General features: G+C 43.9%; 20 protein-coding genes and 1 pseudogene. 17 read left to right on the top strand and 4 right to left on the bottom strand.

Going from position 1 to position 19,606, the window contains the following annotated elements:
* Positions 1 to 4 precede the first annotated feature (4 nt).
* The 15 genes and pseudogenes from DMO16_RS01655 to DMO16_RS01725 all read left to right on the top strand — a co-directional run bounded on the left by DMO16_RS01655 (position 5) and on the right by DMO16_RS01725 (position 13,694).
* Positions 5 to 370 (top strand): diacylglycerol kinase family protein, encoded by a 366-nt coding sequence (locus DMO16_RS01655; protein WP_061971163.1) that lies wholly within the window; start codon positions 5 to 7, stop codon positions 368 to 370.
* Between the two features lie 80 nt (positions 371 to 450).
* The gene (locus DMO16_RS01660) at positions 451 to 849 is read left to right on the top strand and encodes a cytidine deaminase (protein WP_061971161.1); all 399 of its coding nucleotides are present in this window, start codon (positions 451 to 453) and stop codon (positions 847 to 849) included.
* On the top strand, positions 842 to 1,750 hold the full coding sequence (gene era, locus DMO16_RS01665) for a GTPase Era (RefSeq protein ID WP_061971159.1): 909 nt from the start codon (positions 842 to 844) through the stop codon (positions 1,748 to 1,750). The genes DMO16_RS01660 and era overlap by 8 nt, the downstream gene beginning before the upstream one ends.
* 94 nt (positions 1,751 to 1,844) lie before the next feature.
* Entirely contained in the window at positions 1,845 to 1,988 is a 144-nt protein-coding gene (locus DMO16_RS01670) for a YqzL family protein (RefSeq protein ID WP_074440501.1), read from the top strand.
* Between the two features lie 35 nt (positions 1,989 to 2,023).
* Positions 2,024 to 2,767 carry a DNA repair protein RecO gene (gene recO, locus DMO16_RS01675; protein ID WP_061971157.1) on the top strand — a complete coding sequence of 248 codons (744 nt, stop codon included), beginning with the start codon at positions 2,024 to 2,026 and terminating at the stop codon, positions 2,765 to 2,767.
* Positions 2,768 to 2,849: 82 nt separating this feature from the next.
* Positions 2,850 to 3,500 carry a helix-turn-helix transcriptional regulator gene (locus DMO16_RS01680; protein WP_061971155.1) on the top strand — a complete coding sequence of 217 codons (651 nt, stop codon included), beginning with the start codon at positions 2,850 to 2,852 and terminating at the stop codon, positions 3,498 to 3,500.
* 22 nt (positions 3,501 to 3,522) lie between these two features.
* Positions 3,523 to 4,347 carry a pyruvate, water dikinase regulatory protein gene (locus tag DMO16_RS01685; RefSeq protein ID WP_074440500.1) on the top strand — a complete coding sequence of 275 codons (825 nt, stop codon included), beginning with the start codon at positions 3,523 to 3,525 and terminating at the stop codon, positions 4,345 to 4,347.
* Between the two features lie 274 nt (positions 4,348 to 4,621).
* Complete coding sequence (locus tag DMO16_RS01690; RefSeq protein ID WP_074440499.1) at positions 4,622 to 5,092, top strand: YaiI/YqxD family protein; 471 nt, start codon at positions 4,622 to 4,624, stop codon at positions 5,090 to 5,092.
* Positions 5,093 to 5,162: 70 nt separating this feature from the next.
* A pseudogene (gene dnaG / locus DMO16_RS01695) lies at positions 5,163 to 6,422 on the top strand (DNA primase); the annotation flags it as partial.
* A 588-nt stretch (positions 6,423 to 7,010) separates the two neighbouring features.
* A complete protein-coding gene (rpoD, locus tag DMO16_RS01700) occupies positions 7,011 to 8,135 on the top strand; it encodes an RNA polymerase sigma factor RpoD (protein ID WP_061971150.1) in 1,125 nt (374 codons plus the stop codon).
* A 256-nt stretch (positions 8,136 to 8,391) separates the two neighbouring features.
* Positions 8,392 to 9,531, top strand: coding sequence for an acyl-CoA dehydrogenase family protein (locus DMO16_RS01705; protein WP_129474983.1), 1,140 nt, complete (start codon positions 8,392 to 8,394; stop codon positions 9,529 to 9,531).
* Positions 9,532 to 9,552: 21 nt separating this feature from the next.
* Positions 9,553 to 11,178, top strand: coding sequence for an AMP-binding protein (locus DMO16_RS01710; protein WP_129474985.1), 1,626 nt, complete (start codon positions 9,553 to 9,555; stop codon positions 11,176 to 11,178).
* A gap of 222 nt (positions 11,179 to 11,400) precedes the next feature.
* On the top strand, positions 11,401 to 11,745 hold the full coding sequence (gene cccA / locus DMO16_RS01715) for a cytochrome c550 (RefSeq protein WP_061971144.1): 345 nt from the start codon (positions 11,401 to 11,403) through the stop codon (positions 11,743 to 11,745).
* Positions 11,746 to 11,859: 114 nt separating this feature from the next.
* Positions 11,860 to 12,576: a tRNA (adenine(22)-N(1))-methyltransferase gene (locus DMO16_RS01720; protein WP_061971142.1), complete on the top strand. Its 717-nt coding sequence runs from the start codon at positions 11,860 to 11,862 to the stop codon at positions 12,574 to 12,576.
* Positions 12,573 to 13,694: a Nif3-like dinuclear metal center hexameric protein gene (locus DMO16_RS01725; RefSeq protein ID WP_129474988.1), complete on the top strand. Its 1,122-nt coding sequence runs from the start codon at positions 12,573 to 12,575 to the stop codon at positions 13,692 to 13,694. Before DMO16_RS01720 ends, DMO16_RS01725 begins: the two co-directional genes overlap by 4 nt.
* A 38-nt stretch (positions 13,695 to 13,732) precedes the next feature.
* Here the strand turns inward: DMO16_RS01725 and DMO16_RS01730 are convergent, their stop codons facing one another.
* The gene (locus DMO16_RS01730; protein ID WP_129474990.1) at positions 13,733 to 14,674 is read right to left on the bottom strand and encodes a 4-hydroxy-3-methylbut-2-enyl diphosphate reductase; all 942 of its coding nucleotides are present in this window, start codon (positions 14,672 to 14,674) and stop codon (positions 13,733 to 13,735) included.
* A gap of 123 nt (positions 14,675 to 14,797) precedes the next feature.
* Positions 14,798 to 15,484, bottom strand: coding sequence for a VrrA/YqfQ family protein (gene vrrA / locus DMO16_RS01735; RefSeq protein WP_164988833.1), 687 nt, complete (start codon positions 15,482 to 15,484; stop codon positions 14,798 to 14,800).
* 178 nt (positions 15,485 to 15,662) lie between these two features.
* Here vrrA and DMO16_RS01740 point away from each other — a divergent pair, with 178 nt between their 5' ends.
* Together DMO16_RS01740 and DMO16_RS01745 are read left to right on the top strand one after the other, a co-directional pair.
* On the top strand, positions 15,663 to 16,949 hold the full coding sequence (locus tag DMO16_RS01740) for a DEAD/DEAH box helicase (RefSeq protein ID WP_129474994.1): 1,287 nt from the start codon (positions 15,663 to 15,665) through the stop codon (positions 16,947 to 16,949).
* A gap of 28 nt (positions 16,950 to 16,977) precedes the next feature.
* A complete protein-coding gene (locus DMO16_RS01745) occupies positions 16,978 to 17,871 on the top strand; it encodes a deoxyribonuclease IV (RefSeq protein WP_061971130.1) in 894 nt (297 codons plus the stop codon).
* A gap of 60 nt (positions 17,872 to 17,931) precedes the next feature.
* On the opposite strand, the gene DMO16_RS01750 is transcribed toward DMO16_RS01745, so the two are convergent.
* Both DMO16_RS01750 and DMO16_RS01755 read right to left on the bottom strand, forming a co-directional pair.
* A complete protein-coding gene (locus DMO16_RS01750) occupies positions 17,932 to 18,192 on the bottom strand; it encodes a DUF2624 family protein (protein ID WP_061971128.1) in 261 nt (86 codons plus the stop codon).
* A gap of 89 nt (positions 18,193 to 18,281) precedes the next feature.
* The gene (locus DMO16_RS01755) at positions 18,282 to 19,556 is read right to left on the bottom strand and encodes an NCS2 family permease (protein WP_129474996.1); all 1,275 of its coding nucleotides are present in this window, start codon (positions 19,554 to 19,556) and stop codon (positions 18,282 to 18,284) included.
* Positions 19,557 to 19,606: the final 50 nt, after the last annotated feature.

Here is a 19,606-nt window from a genome sequence, read left to right on the forward strand (position 1 = left end):
AGGGATGGCTGCCCGCCGGTTTTTTCGAAGTTTCAAATTTGCATGGTCCGGTATAAAGACCGCTTTAGCAGGGGAGCAAAATATTAAAATCCACCTTTTGATCAGCCTGGTTGTTTTGGGTACTGCGTATGTGCTGGATTTTTCTGTAGTGCGATTTGCGATTCTTTTCATTGTCATTGGAGTTGTCATTTCGTTGGAAATCGTCAATACTGCTCTTGAACGGGTGGTAGATCTTGTTACGGAGGAATTCCATCCTTTGGCCAAGCAGGCCAAGGACATGGCAGCGGGTGCCGTTTTGGTTTTTTCACTGATTGCTGTTATAATCGGATTACTGCTATTTGTAAAACCTGTCTTGCATTATCTTTTTTAAAGCCATAAACGTAAACAAAATAGATGAAGCATTGTATCAATCAGTAGGATAAAGGATGAATGTTGAAAGGTGGAACGAATATGGAAAAAGACAAACTGGTCAGGGAAGCGGTTACAGCCAGAGACCGTGCGTACGTTCCCTATTCCAAATTCCAGGTGGGGGCAGCCCTTCTGACCAAAGACGGAAAGGTCTATCATGGCTGCAATATCGAAAATGCGGCCTACAGTGTGACAAACTGCGCGGAGCGTACCGCGCTTTTTAAGGCGGTCTCAGAGGGCGATAAAGAATTTTCTGCACTGGCTGTTGTGGCAGACACAAAACGTCCGGTTCCGCCTTGCGGAGCCTGCAGACAGGTCATTTCGGAATTATGCCCATCTGACATGAAAGTGTATTTAACCAATTTACAAGGAGACATTTTGGAAACGACTGTGGAAGAGTTGCTTCCTGGAGCGTTTTCACCGGGGGATTTAAATGAATAAAACTGGTTATAAATCAGGCTTTGTATCCATCATTGGACGGCCAAATGTAGGAAAATCAACGTTATTGAACCATATCATCGGCCAAAAAATTGCCATTATGAGTGATAAGCCGCAAACAACAAGAAACAAAATCCAAGGAGTTTATACAACTGACCAAGCACAGGTTATTTTTATCGATACTCCGGGTATTCATAAACCAAAACACCGGTTGGGTGATTTTATGACAAAGATTGCCCAGCAGACATTAAGAGAAGTGGATTTGATCCTTTTTGTCATTAATGCGGAGGAAGGCTATGGACGGGGCGATCAATTTATCATTGATAAACTTCAGGGAATCAACCAGCCGATTTTTCTGGTAATCAACAAAATCGACACCATTCATCCAGATAAACTTCTGCCGCTTATTGAATTTTACCGCAATAAAGTCGAGGTACAGGAAGTCATTCCTATTTCCGCGCTTCAGGGGAATAATGTAAACACCTTGATGAATCAGATTACGGAATACCTTGAGGAAGGACCGCAGTACTATCCCGAGGATCAGGTCACTGATCATCCGGAACGCTTTATTGTCGGAGAACTGATTCGGGAAAAAGTGCTTCATCTGACTCGTGAGGAAATTCCTCACTCGATTGCTGTCGTGATTGAACAAATGCAGCGCCGCGAAGATCGCGATGTCGTCTTTATCAATGCTACCATCATTGTTGAACGAAAGTCGCAAAAAGGAATTATTATTGGAAAACAAGGTTCCATGCTCAAGGAAGTGGGCAAGCGGGCACGCACTGATATTGAAAACCTGCTGGGAACCAAAGTTTTTCTTGAGCTGTTTGTAAAAGTTCAGGCGGATTGGAGAAATAAAACGAGCAATCTGAAAGAATTTGGATTTAACGAAGACGAGTATTAAGCTTCCATATTTTCCTTCACATTTAATTTTTGTTATAAGGCAACCCTAAGGACAAGAGAGTTTAAAAAAACAACGTGAAAGGTGGAACATTCCCATGAAAGAATTTACCTGGAAGGTATTTTGCGAAACGGGCAGTATCGATACCTATTTGTTGTTTAAAGAACTTGAAGTGGACATGTCAGCGAGAACGGTACAAGAGGAGGATCCTCAAGCACCTATTGACTCTCCCATCCAATAAGGAGCCTTCATTAAAAGAACCTGGTGGTGGTAAACTTGCTGCAAAAGGTTGAAGGAATTGTCATCAGAAAAGTGGACTACGGTGAAACAAATGTCATCCTGACTCTTTTTACACGGGAAAAAGGTAAAATCGGTGTTATGGCAAGAGGGGCGAAGAAACCTAAAAGTCGCCTCTCTTCTGTTGCGCAGCTTTTTACATACGGTCATTTTGTTTATCAACAGGGCAGAGGCCTGGGTACCCTTAATCAGGGAGAAATTATTGACTCATTTCGGGGAATTAAAGAAGATTTGTTTAAAACCGCCTATTGTGCGTATATGATTGAATTTTTGGATAAAGTGACTGAGGAGCAGAACCCTCAGCCTTATTTATTTGAGCACCTGTGGCAATCCCTGCACCAACTGGACGAAGGAGCAGATCCTGAAGTTATTACCTTTATTTTTGAGATGAAAATGCTGCGGCAGGCCGGAATCGGCCCTCAGGTGGATCACTGCGCCAATTGCGGCCGAACGGAAGGAGAATTTTCCTTTTCAATTCGGGAGGGTGGTTTACTTTGTGAAAGATGCAGCCACTTGGATCCGAACCGGATACCCTTGTCACAGCCGGCCGCTAGGCTTCTCCGGCTTTTTTATCATTTCGACCTGAACCGTCTGGGAAACATATCATTAAAAAAACAAACAAAAGATCAGATCCGTTTTGTCCTGACTACATATATCGATGAAAATTCAGGCATGGTTTTTAAATCAAAAAAGTTTCTCAATCAATTGAATAAATTTGAATAACCCTGTGTTATGGTTTCGTTTGCTCCCTTAATTAGTATATAATGTTTAATTAAGAGTATAACACATTTAAAAGTTTGCTAAGGTGGTGCGAACAATCGAACTAAATAAGAGGCAAGAAACGATAGTGCAGATCGTAAAAGATCATGGGCCGATAACCGGGGAACACATAGCTGACCGTCTGAGCCTGACGAGGGCCACGCTGCGGCCGGACCTTGCCATACTGACAATGGCTGGCTATTTGGATGCCAGGCCGCGAGTAGGCTATTTTTATACGGGAAAAACCGGATCGCAGCTATTGACCGAGAAAATCAAAAAAATAGAGGTACACGAATTTTCATCCATCCCGGTCGTAGTTTCAGAATCCTCCACGGTTTATGAAGCGATCTGTACCATGTTTCTAGAAGACGTAGGAACATTGTTTATCGTAAATAAACAGTCTCATCTTGTTGGTGTGGTCTCAAGGAAAGATTTGCTGAGGGCAAGTATGGGCAAACAGGAACTGAACGCCATTCCTATCAATATTATTATGACCAGAATGCCAAATATCACGTTTTGTTTCAAGGAAGACCATTTGCTCGATGTGGCACAAATCATGATTGACAAGCAAATTGACGGACTTCCGGTCGTAAAGCAATCCACAGCCGGCGAAGGCTATGAAGTCGTGGGCAGGATTACAAAAACGAACGTCACCAAGGCCTTTGTTGAATTGGCCAGGGATGAAATGATCCTTTGATCTTAACTATCAGGAGGTAAGGATGACTGACAAAATAGATCGACCAATGATTTATATTGTATCTGATTCTGTGGGGGAAACGGCAGAGCTTGTGGTTAAAGCCGCGGCCAGCCAGTTTAATACCGCAGCCATTGAATTGAAACGAGTACCCTATGTGGAGGACCAGGGCACCATTAAAGAAGTCGTTGCCTTGGCCAAAGAGCACAACGCGCTGATTGCGTTCACACTCGTTATACCCGAGATGAAAGAATTCTTGCTTCAACAAGCGTTAGCGTCAGGTGTTGTTGCCGTGGACATTATCGGTCCAATGATGAGCCAGATGCAGCAGCTGCTTCAGCAGGTTCCACGTTATGAGCCTGGCATTGTACATCAACTGGATGATGATTATTTCAGAAAAGTGGAAGCGATCGAATTTGCCGTCAAATATGATGATGGAAGAGATCCGCGCGGAATTTTGAAGGCAGATATTGTTCTGGTCGGGGTTTCAAGAACCTCGAAAACTCCGTTGTCCCAGTATCTGGCACATAAGCGGCTGAAAGTGGCCAATGTTCCGTTGGTGCCCGAAGTTGAACCGCCAGAGGAGCTTTTTAAGGTTTCTGCCAAAAAGTGTTTCGGTTTAAGTATTACACCTGAAAAACTGAATAATATCCGTCGGGAACGCCTGATGGCTCTCGGGTTAAATTCAGAAGCGAACTATGCGAATATGGATCGCATTCGCCAGGAGCTTGATTATTTCAATAAAACGATAGACCGCATTGGCTGCAGAGTCATTGATGTTTCAAATAAAGCGGTCGAAGAATCGGCAAATTTGATCTACAATATATACACAGGGAAAAATTACAGATAAACGTCTGTCTGGCGTACGAAATCAAATGGATTTTGTGCGCCTTTTCCTGGTGATTATTTTCTCTGGCATTATGATTAATTTTTAGTTATAATATAAAATTGTGATTAAAAGTTAGCAATGCAACCAAGAATAGGACTGGAATGTTCTTTCTAAGGGCATGCTTGCGGAATTCTATGAAACAACATTCTTCTACAGCAGTAAAACAAAAAGAGGTTTTCTTCGACAAAATGGTTTTAACAGAAGGAAACCTATGAAGGATGTAGAATTGTAATTTATGCTAAATTCTAAAGTAAAAGTATGGGTTGATGGGGATGCATGTCCGGCTCCGATAAAAAAGGCAATTATCGAACATTGTCGTGAAATTGGAGTACCGGTATTTTTTGTTATCTCTTATGCCCACTACACGGATCCTGCGCCTGGTGTGGAATGGGTGCTTGTCGATTCCAACCGGGAAGAAGTAGATTTATATGTTATGAATCATTCAGTGAAGGGAGATATTGCCATTACACAGGACTTTGGCTTGGCAAGCATTCTCGTTCCAAAAGGTGTGGTGACCTTTCATCCCCGTGGATTCATTTACCAGGAGGAAGAAATGGAAAAAATACTTTTTGAAAGATACATTTCCGGGAAACAGAGAAGAGCAGGGAAGCGAACAAAGGGCCCATCGAAGTTCCGTGAAAGTGATCTGGAACGGTTCTCTGAACAATTTCAAAAATTATTGTCGAATATTGAAGGACTTCATTAATTTATAACGAATAATTATTACCTGTCTGAATTTTTCTGAGACAGGAAAGTAAATAAAGCGGTGTTTAAACATGGCAGAACGAATTCCGGACGAACTAATTGAAAAGGTTCGAACGTCTCAAGATATTGTTGAGCTTGTCAGTGAATACGTAAACTTAAAGAAACAAGGGCGCAACTATTTTGGGTTATGTCCTTTTCACGGTGAGAAATCTCCTTCTTTTTCCGTTGCACCGGACAAACAGATTTATCACTGTTTTGGCTGCGGGGTGGGCGGAAATGTTTTTTCGTTTCTAATGAATATTGAAGGGTTTTCCTTTCTGGAAGCCGTCAAGCATATTGCACAGCGAACCGGAATAGATTTACCTCAGTTGGAACGCCAGCAGGGGAACTCTAAGGCTTCCGATAGCCGTGCGGTGATGACAGAGGCCCACGAGCTATTGGCAAAGCTATATCACCATTACCTGCTCAACACTGAGCAAGGGCTTAAGGCGCTGGAGTATCTAAAGAACCGGGGATTTACGGATGAAGTTATCTTACGCTTTCAGATCGGTTTTGCTCCTGACTCATGGGATGCGGCGACCAATTTTTTAAAGAGAAGAAAATTTTCGCTCGATCTCTGTGAAAAAGCGGGCTTGCTCGGTACACGTGATTTTGACGGGAAGTTTTTTGACCGTTTCCGAAACCGGATAATGTTTCCGATTTGGGATAGAAACGGCAAGGTCATTGCTTTTGGTGGAAGAATCCTCGGCAGCGGTGAACCCAAGTATTTAAACAGTCCTGAAACCATGCTGTTTAATAAAGGGAACAACCTGTATGCCATGCATCTTTCGCGGCCGCAAATGAGGAAGAAAGAGCAGGCGGTTCTGTTTGAAGGCTATGTCGATACGATTGCGGCATGGCGGGCTGGCGTGGAGAACGGGGTGGCCACACTTGGTACTTCCCTGACCGAGGAGCAGGCTAAATTGCTGAAACGGAATGTTCCTTCCGTTGTCATTTGCTATGATTCGGATAATGCAGGTGTGGAAGCTGCCTTCCGTGCCTCTGCCATTCTTCAAAAAGCTGGCGTTAATGTCAGAATTGCGCAGATGCCTGATGGACTTGATCCCGATGACTACATCCAAAAATTTGGCACTGAGAAGTTTAATAGGGATGTAATAGGGGCAAGTTTAACCGTAATGGCATTCAAGATTCGATACTTCAGAAGAGGGAAAAATCTTAACGATGAAGGAGAACGCATGCTCTACATCGAAGAGATTATTAAGGAAATCAGCAGGCTGTCCAATGCTGTCGAAAAAGACCATTATTTACGGCAGCTTTCCGATGAATTCAACCTTTCTCTGGAGGCACTTAAACAGCAGCAGTACCTTACTGCAAAGCAGCAGAAGCGAAAAAAGGATAATGTGGAACCAAACAGGAATAATAATCCTAGGTATAAAACATATTTTAACAAACCGCTTTTGCCTGCCTATCATAATGCTGAACGGATTCTTCTTGCACATATGCTGAAAAACACCGATGTGGCCATTAGGGTTCAGGAGTCAGTTGGAGCGTCATTTAACATTGAAGAACACAATGCAGTTGCAGCTTATTTATATGCCTTCTACGAAGAAGGAAATTTGCCCAATGTTGGTTTATTCCTGCAGCGCATTGAAGATGAAAGGTTAAACAAGATTGCATCCGAACTGGCCATGCTGACTGTCAATGAACATCTTTCCGACAGGGAAATGAGTGATTATATAAGGCAGATCACCAACTATCCGAAATGGTTGGAGATACAGAGTAAAGAGAAACAAAAAAAGGAAGCGGAACGCGGGCAGGATTTTGCCAGGGCGGCCCAAATAGCAATGGAAATACTTCATATGCAAAAAGAGTTAAAAGGTTCATAATTTTTTTGGTGAAGTGTGGAAGGAGGGGATCGAATGGCTGAAAAACCAAACCGTCAGGAGACGGAAGGCGAATTAACCATCGATCAAGTAAAAGAGCAACTAATTGAAGCAGGTAAAAAGAACGGGGTGCTGACGTATACCGTCATCACAAATAAACTGGCTCCTTTTGACCAGGATTCCGAACAAATGGATGAGTTCTACAACTTCCTTGAAGAACAAGGGGTAGAAGTTTCCGATGAAACCGATGGCGATGAGGAAGAGCCAAAATTTGAAGCCGGTAAAGAAGAAGAGGAATTTGACCTCAATGACTTGAGTGTTCCTCCAGGTGTTAAAATAAATGACCCCGTCAGAATGTACCTGAAAGAGATCGGCCGTGTGGACCTTCTTTCCGCTGAAGAAGAAATTTCTCTTGCAAAGCGAATTGAAGAAGGAGACGAGGAAGCAAAACGCCGTCTGGCGGAAGCCAACCTCAGGCTCGTTGTCAGTATTGCCAAACGGTACGTAGGCCGCGGAATGCTCTTTCTTGACCTGATTCAAGAAGGTAACATGGGATTGATCAAAGCCGTTGAAAAATTTGATTACCGTAAAGGATATAAGTTCAGTACTTATGCCACATGGTGGATCAGACAGGCGATTACCCGTGCGATAGCGGACCAGGCAAGAACCATCCGAATTCCTGTTCACATGGTTGAAACCATCAATAAACTGATCCGTGTCCAGCGGCAGCTTCTTCAGGATTTGGGCCGTGAACCAACTCCGGAAGAAATTGGAGCAGAAATGGAACTTACACCTGACAAGGTGCGTGAGATCTTGAAAATAGCTCAAGAACCTGTATCTCTGGAAACACCGATCGGGGAAGAGGATGATTCCCATCTTGGTGATTTTATTGAAGACCAGGATGCACTTGCTCCTTCAGAGGCAGCCGCTTATGAGCTCTTAAAGGAACAGCTGGAAGACGTTCTTGATACCCTTACTGACAGGGAAGAGAACGTGCTTCGCTTACGATTCGGCCTGGATGACGGGCGTACAAGAACGCTCGAGGAAGTCGGCAAAGTGTTCGGTGTTACACGTGAACGGATCCGCCAAATCGAAGCAAAAGCTCTTCGTAAACTTCGTCACCCAAGCCGAAGCAAAAGACTCAAGGACTTCTTGGAATAGAATAGTGAATGATCAAGTCTGCCTTAGGGCAGGCTTTTTTGTTGATGTGATTTCCAAATTTACCATTTATTAATATGTATTTTACTGATTCTGAGAACGGAATGCAAATGCCTTTGAGAAATACAGACTTCCAATAAGAGGTAAAAAAAGAAAGAAATCAAAAATGTTAATGTTGTAAAAATTCTGCCTTTATATCTATAATAAACTTGAAAGCGATTACACACAATGGTGAAATTACACAAAAGGTGGGTCTGCCATGAATTACGCATTAACAGATGAACAGGCAATGATTCAAAAAATGATGAAGGAATTTGCGGACGAAGAGGTGGCTCCGGGTGCCGAACAACGCGACAAAGAAAAAAGGTTTCCTCTGGAAATTTTTAAAAAGCTCGCGAAGCTTGGAATCATGGGTCTTCCATTTCCGGAAGAATACGGAGGTGGAGGAGCCGACACCATATCGTTTGCTATCGCCGTAGAAGAGCTCAGCAGAGCCTGTGGTTCTGCAGGCATTACCTATTCTGCGCATGTATCACTGGGTGGCGCTCCTCTTTATATGTTTGGAACAGAAGAACAAAAACAAAAATACCTTGTGCCGATCTGTACAGGTGAATCGATGGGTGCTTTTGGACTAACCGAACCGAACGCTGGCTCAGATGCAGGGGGTACACAGACAACAGCGATCAATCAAGATGGTCAATGGACCATCAACGGAAGCAAGTGCTATATTACAAACGCGAGTTATGCAAAGCACCTGGCGCTCACGGCGGTTACTGGAAAGAGTAACGGCAAAAAAGAAATCAGCGCTATTATTGTTCCAACGGATGCAGAAGGTTTTAAGGTTATTGATAACTATGAAAAAATGGGGCTTCATTCTTCCAATACAACTGAATTGATTCTCGACGGTGTCAACGTGCCGGAGGAAAATCTGCTTGGAAAACGTGGAGATGGCTTTAAGCAATTTTTGATTACCCTGGACGGGGGAAGGATCGGCATCGGAGCGATGGCTGTAGGCATTGCCCAGGCAGCCTACGATAAAGCGCTTGCATATTCAAAGGAAAGGAAGCAATTCGGTTCCTCTCTTTCGAAGTTTCAGGTGATTCAGTTCAAACTTGCGGATATGGCCATGAAGATTGAACTGGCACGAAACATGGTCTATAAGGCAGGATGGCTGAAGGACCAGGGTAAGAGGTTTTCAAAAGAAGCGGCTATGGCGAAACTATATGCATCAGAGATTTGCATGCAAATCTGTTCCGAGTCCGTACAGATTCATGGCGGCTATGGCTATATGAGAGATTATCACGTAGAACGATATTTCAGGGATGCCAAACTGACAGAAATCGGTGAAGGCACATCGGAGATCCAACGTATGGTTATCGCAAGAGAAATTGGCTGTTAAATCCAGTAGAAGGGGTGAACTATGGCTGTGAATGGTTCTTTGACAATTGGCAAATACCTTGAAGGGCAGGCACATGCTCTGGCCTCACATGAAGCCGTTGTTTACAGCACGCTCGGAATTCGTTATTCATATCAGGAGTTTTATGAGTTAACCGAAAAAGTGGCAAAAGGCTTAATGGCCCTCGGGGTCAGGAAAGGGGACCATATTGCAGTCTGGGCGACCAATGTTCCGGAGTGGATTTTGCTTCAATTTGGGTCTGCACGAGCTGGTGCTGTCCTTGTAACGGTAAATACAAGTTATCAGCAAAACGAGCTCGAGTATCTGCTCAAACAGTCGGATGCCAAAGCCCTTTTTTTAATCGAAGGATTTAAAGATACATCCTATGTACAAATGGCACAAACCATTCAGGCGAAAAAAGAAGAATTCCCATTTCTTGAAAAGCTGATATTTATGGGCAATGAAGCACATGACAACATGTTGACCTGGGAAGAAATGCTGGACGCTGGCGAAGCCGTTTGGGATGATGATCTTGCCCAAAGAGAGGAAAGCCTGCACCCGGATGATGTCATCAACATGCAATATACGTCAGGGACGACAGGTTTTCCCAAAGGCGTTATGTTGACGCATAACAACATAATGGGCAATGCCCACCGGCTGGCTGCATCAATGAAACTCACTAGTGAGGACCGACTTTGCATCCCAGTTCCATTTTTTCATTGCTTTGGATGTGTCATAGGAACGCTCACAGCTGTTTCGGCAGGCGCCACCATGGTGCCTGTCGTCCAGTTCAACCCGAAAGAAGTGCTGGATACGGTTGAAAAAGAAAAATGTACGGCTCTTCATGGTGTTCCAACCATGTTTATTGCCGAGCTAAACCACGAGAACTTTGAACGCTATGACCTTAGCTCGCTAAGAACAGGTGTGATGGCGGGATCTACCTGTCCAATTGAAGTGATGAAAAGTGTTATCAACAAAATGGGGATGTCAGAAATCACCATTGCCTATGGTCAGACGGAAACCTCTCCTGTGTTTACACAGACGGTTCCTGATGATCCCATTGAAAAACGGGTGGAAACCGTAGGAAAGCCGCATTCCGGGGTTGAAGTGAAGGTGATCGACCCTGTTACAGGAGATCTTTTGAAAGCGGGAATGCAGGGAGAGCTTTGTACAAGAGGGTATCATGTGATGAAAGGTTACTATAAGATGCCTGAAGCAACAGCTAAAGCTATTGACTCTGAAGGCTGGCTGCATACGGGCGACCTGGCTGTTATGGACAATGATGGCTATGTGGCAATCACCGGACGTTTAAAGGATATGATCATACGCGGTGGAGAAAATATTTATCCGCGTGAGGTGGAAGAATTCTTATACTCCCATCCATCGATTCTTGATATTCAGGTGATTGGGATTCCCGATGAGAAATATGGTGAAAAAGTAGCGGCCTGTGTGCAGCTGAAGGAAGGGGAACAGCTGACCAAGGAAGAATTGGTGGATTATTGCCAAGGGAAAATATCCAAATTTAAGATCCCGGAGCATATTTTCATTATGAAAGAATATCCCATGACCGCTTCAGGTAAAATTCAAAAGTATAAACTCCGTGAAGAGGCACAACGACTGATGAACGTAAAAGAAGGCCTGGTAAGGTAAAATCGTCCGCCCAGCGGACGGTTTTTTCTCATCAAGTCCAAGAGGCAGGCCCGAAAGTAAAGTGTTGTACCGATACTTGTGTAAGATTGATAAAACTAGCAAAAGTTTAACTTTTTCTTTCCTTCAACTCTATTTTCAAGTAAAATAGGATATGGATTGTTAGCACTTACATAAGCAGGCAGAATGTACACCAATTGTATAACAGACGAAGGAGGAAAAATCATGAAACGAAATCCGCTTATTCCTTTTATATTCACTGCAGTGATTGGTATTATTCTCGTTATTGGCATGTCGTTTTGGGGAATACATAATCAGGAACAAGCGAAAAAAGAAAAAGAACAGGCAGCACTGGATCCGGCAGCGATTTTTAAACAAAACTGTTCTTCCTGCCATGGACAAAACCTTGAAGGCGCGGTTGGACCGAATCTTCAAAAGGTTGGAGGCAAGTATTCAAAAGAGCAGATTACCAACATTCTTAAAAATGGTAAATCAGGCGGAATGCCGGCGGGTGTTGTAAAAGGTGAAGAGCAACAAATTATCGCTCAATGGCTTTCAAAGAAAAAGTAATAGAAAAGCTGACTCCGGACGACACAGGTGATGTGTTGTGAAGAGCCAGCTTTTTGTTTTTTTAGCACGAGTTGTTCATAATAAGAACTATGAAAATAAAAGCAGGTGGAATTAATGAAACGAGATAACCTTTCCCTCAGGCTGAGAACGGTGGCAGCCCATATACACAGGGAGGCAGTGATGGCGGATATCGGTTCTGACCATGCCTATCTTCCGTGTTATTTAATCCTTGAACATCAGGTGGTCTATGCGATTGCTGGTGAAGTTAATGAAGGCCCCTATCAATCCGCTCTCCACGAAGTTCAGGCGGCCAACCTTCAAAACAAAATATCAGTGCGCAAGGGAGACGGTTTGGACATCCTCTCACCAAACGAGGCAGATGTGATCACCATTTGCGGAATGGGCGGCCAATTAATTTCGAGTATTCTGGAAAAGGGAAAAACGAAAATTGAAGGTGTAAAAAGGCTCGTGCTGCAGCCCAATGTTGGCGCAGATACTGTAAGAAAATGGCTTATGAAAGAAAACTGGATCCTTGTGCATGAAGAAATTATTAAAGAGGACGGTAAAATATACGAAGTACTTGTGGCTGATTGGGACTGGGACAAAAAAGAACAGCAGCCTTATAGCGAAAAAGAAGAGCTGGAATTGCTTCTTGGTCCATTCCTCATGAAAGAGAAAAACGAGGCATTTGTTGAAAAGTGGAAAGGCGAGCTTCGTCAGTGGGAAAAGATTCTGCAGCAGATGGAACGAAGTGAATCCCCTGATCTGGCCGAAAGAAAAGCAAGTCTGCAAAAGCGCATTGATTCGGTGAAGGAGGAGTTAAGTCTATGAGTAAATATGCAAACGGACAAACGATCATTTCAGATTTGCATGTCCTCGCACCCAAACAACTGGCAGAAGAAGGGGATCCGATTGGATTGCAGGTGGGAAACCTTAACCAACCGGTCAAAAAGGTAATGATTGCACTGGATGTATTGGAGGAGGTGGTGGATGAAGCTATTGAATCAGAAGTACAGCTCATCATTGCCCACCATCCAATGATTTACCGTCCCTTAAAGAAAGTCGATCTATCCACTTCGCAGGGAAGGATGATTGAGAAGCTGATTAAGCATGATATTGCTGTTTACGCGGCACATACGAACCTTGATATTGCTAAGGGTGGAGTGAATGACTGGCTGGCAAATGCGATGGAGCTTCAAAACACAGAAGTGCTTAAAACCACGGTTAAGAAGCGGCTGTACAAACTGGCTGTTTATGTTCCAGAGCAGCACAGCACAAAAGTGAGAGATGCGATGGCTGCTGCAGGAGCGGGACATATCGGAAATTACAGCCATTGTACCTTTAACACATCCGGCGAAGGCACGTTTAAGCCGCTAGAAGGAACTGATCCTTTCATTGGAACAAAAGGCCAGCTAGAGACGGTCAGCGAGCTTAAAATCGAAACGGTTGTTCAGGAAGAACGAATGAATCAGGTGGTGGCAGCTATGGTTCAGGCTCATCCTTATGAAGAAGTGGCTTACGATGTGTACGAACTGAAAAACGAAGGACAAGCTCTCGGGATTGGCAAAATCGGAATGCTGAAAGAACCAATGGAGTTTGAAGCGTTTATTGCCCATGTGAAAAAAACGCTGGATGTTCGTTCGCTGCGCGCGGTGAAAGGGAACAATAAAAAGGTACAAAAGGTTGCAGTTGTTGGAGGGGATGGAAATAAATTTATTTCTTCCGCGATTATGAAAGGTGCAGATGTTCTTGTAACCGGTGATATGTACTATCACAATGCACATGATGCTCAAGCGGCGGGCCTTTCGATTGTGGATCCAGGACATAATGTAGAGAAAATCATGAAGAAAGGGCTTCGGGAGTATCTCACGGCAAGTTTGGAAAAAAAGGGATACTCAACCGGAGTCGTTTCTTCCGAAGTTCATACCGATCCTTTTCTCTTTTTCTAAAAAAAAGCCTGGTTCAAATATCTTGAACCAGACTTTTTTTATTTTGCTTTTACTTTTGGCAATATTTTGGCCAAACTTACTTTACGTTCTTTTTCCCATGTCGAAGGATCCATTTCATCATATTGTTCGAGGAAAGAGATGACTTCCTTTGTAATCGGGGTTGGGGTGGAGGCTCCTGAAGTAACACCGAGTGTCTTCACACCTTTTAGCCAATCCAGTTCAATTTCAGTCACATCTGCAATCCGGTGTGCCGGTGTTCCTGCGATTTCCTGCGAAACCTGTGCAAGACGGTTGGAATTGTTGCTTTTTGGGTCTCCAACTACTAGAACGAGGTCACATTCCTTAGCCTGTTCGGCAACTGCCTCCTGACGGACTTGAGTCGCCAGGCAAATTTCTTTGTGAACCTCGGCTTCAGGATATTTTACAAGCAGCTGTTTGATAATCTCGGCCACATCCCACTGACTCATGGTTGTTTGGTTAGTGATCAGGATCTTTTTGTTATCGATTTGCAAGTTTTGAATATCCTGCACATTCTCGATAAGGTGAACTGCCCGGGGCGCTATACCGATGGCTCCTTCGGGTTCAGGGTGACCCTTCTTTCCAATGTAGATCACTTCATACCCATCTTGTTCCTTTTCACGGATCAAATCGTGGGTTTTGGTTACATCAGGGCAGGTGGCGTCTATTTCCATCAGCCCTTTTTCATGGGCGAGGCGCCGCACTTCAGGTGATACACCATGGGCGGTGTAAATCACTGTGCCGGATTCAATGTTTCGGATAATATCGAGACGGCTTTTGCCGTCCAATGTAATAATTCCCTCTTCTTCAAAAGCGTCAGTTACATGTTTATTATGAACAATCATGCCCAGAATATAGATAGGACGGGGCAATGATGGGTCTTTAGCCGCCTGTCTTGCTAATACCATGGCATCGACTACGCCATAGCAATAACCTCGAGGAGATATTCTTACTACCTTCATGTACATCTCTCCCTTATACAACGTAAAAGTAGGATATGCAGAATCCGTCACGAAGACGGTCTGAACACCTTATACCATTATAAAGGAGAGTGTATCAGAAAACAATGAAGGGACCCTGCACCGCTAGATAAACAGTTTTGGTGCAGGCTGCAGCTTTTTGACCGGCCCTTTTTTTAGAGCTTTTGGTGGTGCCTGGATGTTCTTTACCTTTGGGGCAGCTGGGGCAGCGGCAGGACCGATCATAATTTTTGCATCTTCTGGTGTTCCTTCGGGGATGTCATACGGAAAGCTTGAGCTCTCTCCATTTACAGGCAAATCATAAGGAAAACTGCTTTCATCCAGCCATTCACTGTTTACTTCGATTTTAACAGGTGGTTTGGACTGGCGCTTTTGCTGAACCTTTGGTGTCTTTTTGGTTTTTGCAGCAGGCTTTTCTTTCTTTTTGGTTGGTGATTCTGCCTGAACTTGGACTGTGTTTGCTTTTTGGACTTTGGCTTCTTCTCTTGCTTCCTTTTTTTCTTTAAAGGCTTTATTGGTATTATCTCTGAATTCCTTCAGCGATTTCATCATGTCTGGCAGATTTTTAACCATTGGTCCGTACTGTTTAACCATCGGGCCCATAGTTTCAGCCACTTGCAACATTTTCTGGACGTTTTCCACCATCGTCAGCATGTTCAATGGTGATCTTGCCGCACCGCCCAGGCCTGGCAGGGAACGCATGCCGCCTGGAGGAGCGAATCGTTGTCCGGGCGGCACGTTGGCATGAGGCGTACGTCCTCTCTGAGGACCTCTAGGGGGAAATGGATACATGGTTTTGACCCTCCCTTCAAAAAAATACCCTTCCCTTAAAGATATGAAATGGATGGCCAGGAGGTGTGCGGATGTCATGCTATTAGGCGGATTTCCTATTCTACATGGCTAAATTCAAAGACTTCCTCTATAATACTAAAAGTAGACCCTACAAATGTAAAAAGTCAGGTGATAAAAAATGAAAACAGCGTTTGACCGTTTAAATATAAAACCTTTTTTATTAAACGCAATGACCGAGCAAGGTTTTAAAAAACCAACCGATATTCAGGAACGGGTTGTTCCCGGGATATTGAAGGGCCACGACATTATCGGCCAGTCACAAACCGGATCAGGAAAAACTCTTGCTTTTTTGCTTCCGGTTCTGAGCAAGATCGATCCAGCGAGAAATGAAATTCAAGCTGTGATTACCGCACCAACAAGAGAACTGGCACAACAGATTTTTGATGAGTACGAAAAACTGACTCCTTATTTTCCGGAAGACCAGTATGTGCGAGCCAAGACCGTGGTCGGTGGTACCGACCGGAAACGAATGGCAGACCGTTTGAAGAATGCACCCCATCTTATCATAGGAACACCGGGCCGCATTAAGGATCTGGTTAACAACGAAGGAATCAGTATTTTTTCGGCAACCACACTTATTGTGGATGAAGCGGACCAGATGCTTGATATGGGATTCATTGAGGACGTTGACCAGGTCGCTTCACGCATGGCAAATGAAATTCAAATGCTGGTGTTTTCAGCAACCATACCTGAAAAACTGCAGCCTTTCCTGAGAAAGTACATGAATAATCCCCGGCATGTTCATATCAGTCCGGAACAGGCAACGGCCAAAGAAATCAAGCACGTGTTAATCCCGTTAAAACACAGGGATAAAAAGAAAACACTGATTGAGGTGGCAAAGGCCTATAATCCGTATCTTTGCTTAATTTTCGTTAATACGAAAAAAACAGCGGACGAGGTCGCGGATGCAATGCTTGCAGAGGGAATGAATGTTGAACGCATTCATGGGGATGTGCCTCCGCGTGAGCGAAAAAACATCATGAAACGCGTACAAAAAGCCGAGTTCCAATATGTAGTTGCGACCGACCTGGCTGCGCGTGGTATCGATATTAAAGGCATCAGCCACATCATTAATTTTGAACTGCCGTCTGATTTGGATTATTATATTCATCGTACAGGCAGGACGGGACGTGCGGGCATGTCTGGTATTGCCGCAACCATTTATGAACCATCCGATCAGCTTGCGATCCAAAAGCTGCAAAGCCGCAAGATTCATTTTGTCCAGGAAGAAATCAAGAACGGTGAATGGATTGAAGTTCCTGTACGGATGAAAAAAGCTTCCGTTGAAAAAGGAAAGCAGGGAGCAAGCCTTCCAAAGCCCAAAAAAGTAAAGCCGGGCTATAAGAAAAAGATGGCTGAAGAAAAGAGAAGAATGGAAAAAAGGCAAAACCGCAATAAAAAGTAACAAACCGGTTAGAGAAGGAGAACAAGCGATGCTAAAACTAGGATCACATGTATCTATGAGCGGAAAAAAAATGCTGCTTGGCGCAAGTGAGGAAGCAGCTTCCTACGGAGCAAACACCTTTATGGTATATACCGGCGCTCCCCAAAACACGCGCAGAAAAAAGATTGAAGACCTTAACATTGAGGCCGGGATCAAGCATATGCAAGAAAACGGCATGACGGAACTCGTGGTGCATGCACCATATATTATAAATATCGGAAACTCATTGAAGCCTGAAACGTTCCAATTGGGAGTAGACTTTCTGCGTTCGGAAATTGAACGGACTGCAGCAATCGGCGGAAAGCAGATTGTCCTTCACCCGGGTGCACATGTGGGTGCCGGAACAGAAGAGGGAATCAAAAAGATCATTGAAGGATTAAATGAAGTACTTACACCGGATCAAACCGTGCAAATTGCACTTGAAACCATGGCCGGAAAAGGCTCAGAGTGCGGGCGTACCTTTGAGGAGCTTGCAGCTATTATTGAAGGGGTACATCAAAATGACAAGCTTTCCATCTGTTTTGATACGTGCCATACGCACGATTCCGGCTACGATATTATCAATGACTTCGATGGCGTTATCAATTCATTCGATAAAATTATCGGGCTTGACCGTCTGAAAGTCCTTCATATTAATGACAGCAAAAACGAATGTGGAGCGAGCAAAGACCGTCACGAAAATATTGGGTTTGGGAAAATTGGATTTGATGCATTGAATTACATCGTCCATCACCCGCAGCTAGACGATATTCCAAAAATTTTAGAAACTCCTTATGTGGGAACAGATAAAAACAACAAAAAGCCTCCTTACCAATTGGAGATCGAGATGTTGAAGAATAAAGAATTTGTTCCTACTCTGCAGGAGCAGCTGCTGACGGTATGACTAAAAAGAGACGGAAGGTGAACTGCACCAGGGTATGCTGTTCATGTCCGTCTCTTTTTTTTATCTGTTTAAATAATTGTTGATTAAGTATTGGATGGTTGCTGCCTTTTCGCGATTGACTTCATGAGCTATGGCTTGAATGATTTCTTCCCGTTGTGCAGCATTCATTATGTTTATGTTATATCTTCTTAAAATGTTTACTACTTGAGTGGCTTCCTGCATCGAAACGGGAAACTGGTGCTGTGCGGCCAGACCGACGAGCTCTTGTGCAGTAAGCTGATTTAACTTGTTGTTGATCATATGAACCATAATCGGATTCATTATATCCCCTCCTGTCACCCTATCCTATGAAGGAGCGGAAAAAAAGTGAACAGAAAAAAGCCGTTTAAAACGGCTTTTTGGGTGATCATTTATATGAAAGAATGAAAGACAAAGTTAATTAAAAATAATAAAGCGATGATGTACATGGGGGCAGGAATCTGCTTTCGTTGCCCAACAGCCAATTTTAATATAGGGTAGGCGATGAAGCCAAATGCCAGCCCGTCCACAATACTGTAAGTGAGCGGAATAAGCGCGATGATCAAAAATGCAGGAAATCCTTCTGTAAAATCGGAGAGAGGAATCTGCTGTATGTTTTGAACCATCAATCCCCCAATAATAATCAGAACAGGCGCAATCGCCCCATCCGGAATCAGACTTAAAAACGGCGTAACGGCAATGGAAGCAAGGAACAGGATTCCAGTCACCACACTTGTCAGCCCGGTCCGACCGCCTTCTGAGATGCCGGCCGCACTTTCTACGGTAGAAATGGTAGGACTTGTCCCGAAAACTCCCGAGATAAGAGACGTGACAGCATTGGCCTGAAACGCTTTTGGAAACTTTTTTTGGTCCGGAAGAAGGCCGTGCAAAAGTCCCATGTTTTCAAATGTTACAATCATGGTTAAGGAAAATGTAGCGATCCAGAAAGGAAGGCTCCACATTCCTTTAAAATCGGCTCCGAAAAAAAGCTGCATAAATGGAGAAAGTTCCAATTTGTCTTCGGCCGCATGTGCCCATCCTGTAACATAGCCAATCAGACAGGTGACCGCAATTCCAATAAGAAAGCTTCCTTTTATGTTTCTTGAAAAAAGAAACAGAGTAATAATAAGACCGATGATGGTCAGCAAGGTTGTGGGATGGCTTAAATGGCCAAGTTTCACAAATGTGGTTGTGCTCGCTTCAATAATACCGCCTTTTTGAAGGCCGATAAACGCCAGGAACAAACCAATTCCTACGGTTATGCTATGCTTTAAGGAAGCTGGGATGCTTTCTGACAGGACATCTTTAAGCTTTGTTGATGCGATGATAAGAAATAAAATGCCTGAGAGAATAACAGCAGCGAGCGCTTCTCTCCAGGACAGCCCCATACCCTGTATAATCGTATAGGTAAAAAAAGCGTTGACGCCCATTCCCGGAGTCAATATGATAGGGGCATTGGCGTAAAACCCCATAAAGAAACATCCAGCAACTGATGTCAGAATGGTAGCCAGCAGTACACCGTAATAGGGCATTCCGGCGTCCGCCAATATAAGCGGGTTGACGATAATGATATAGGCGATCGTAAAAAACGATGTAACCCCCGCCAATATTTCCCGTTTCACTGTACTGTGGTGCTTTTCTACTTCAAAAAATCTTGATAACTTCAAGTGTTTCCCTTCTTTATTTACTTATCCCTCGCCCACCCGGCATCCTGCTA

Source organism: Fictibacillus sp. S7, assembly GCF_004127935.1.
GTDB classification, from domain to species: Bacteria; Bacillota; Bacilli; order Bacillales; family Fictibacillaceae; genus Fictibacillus_C; species Fictibacillus_C enclensis.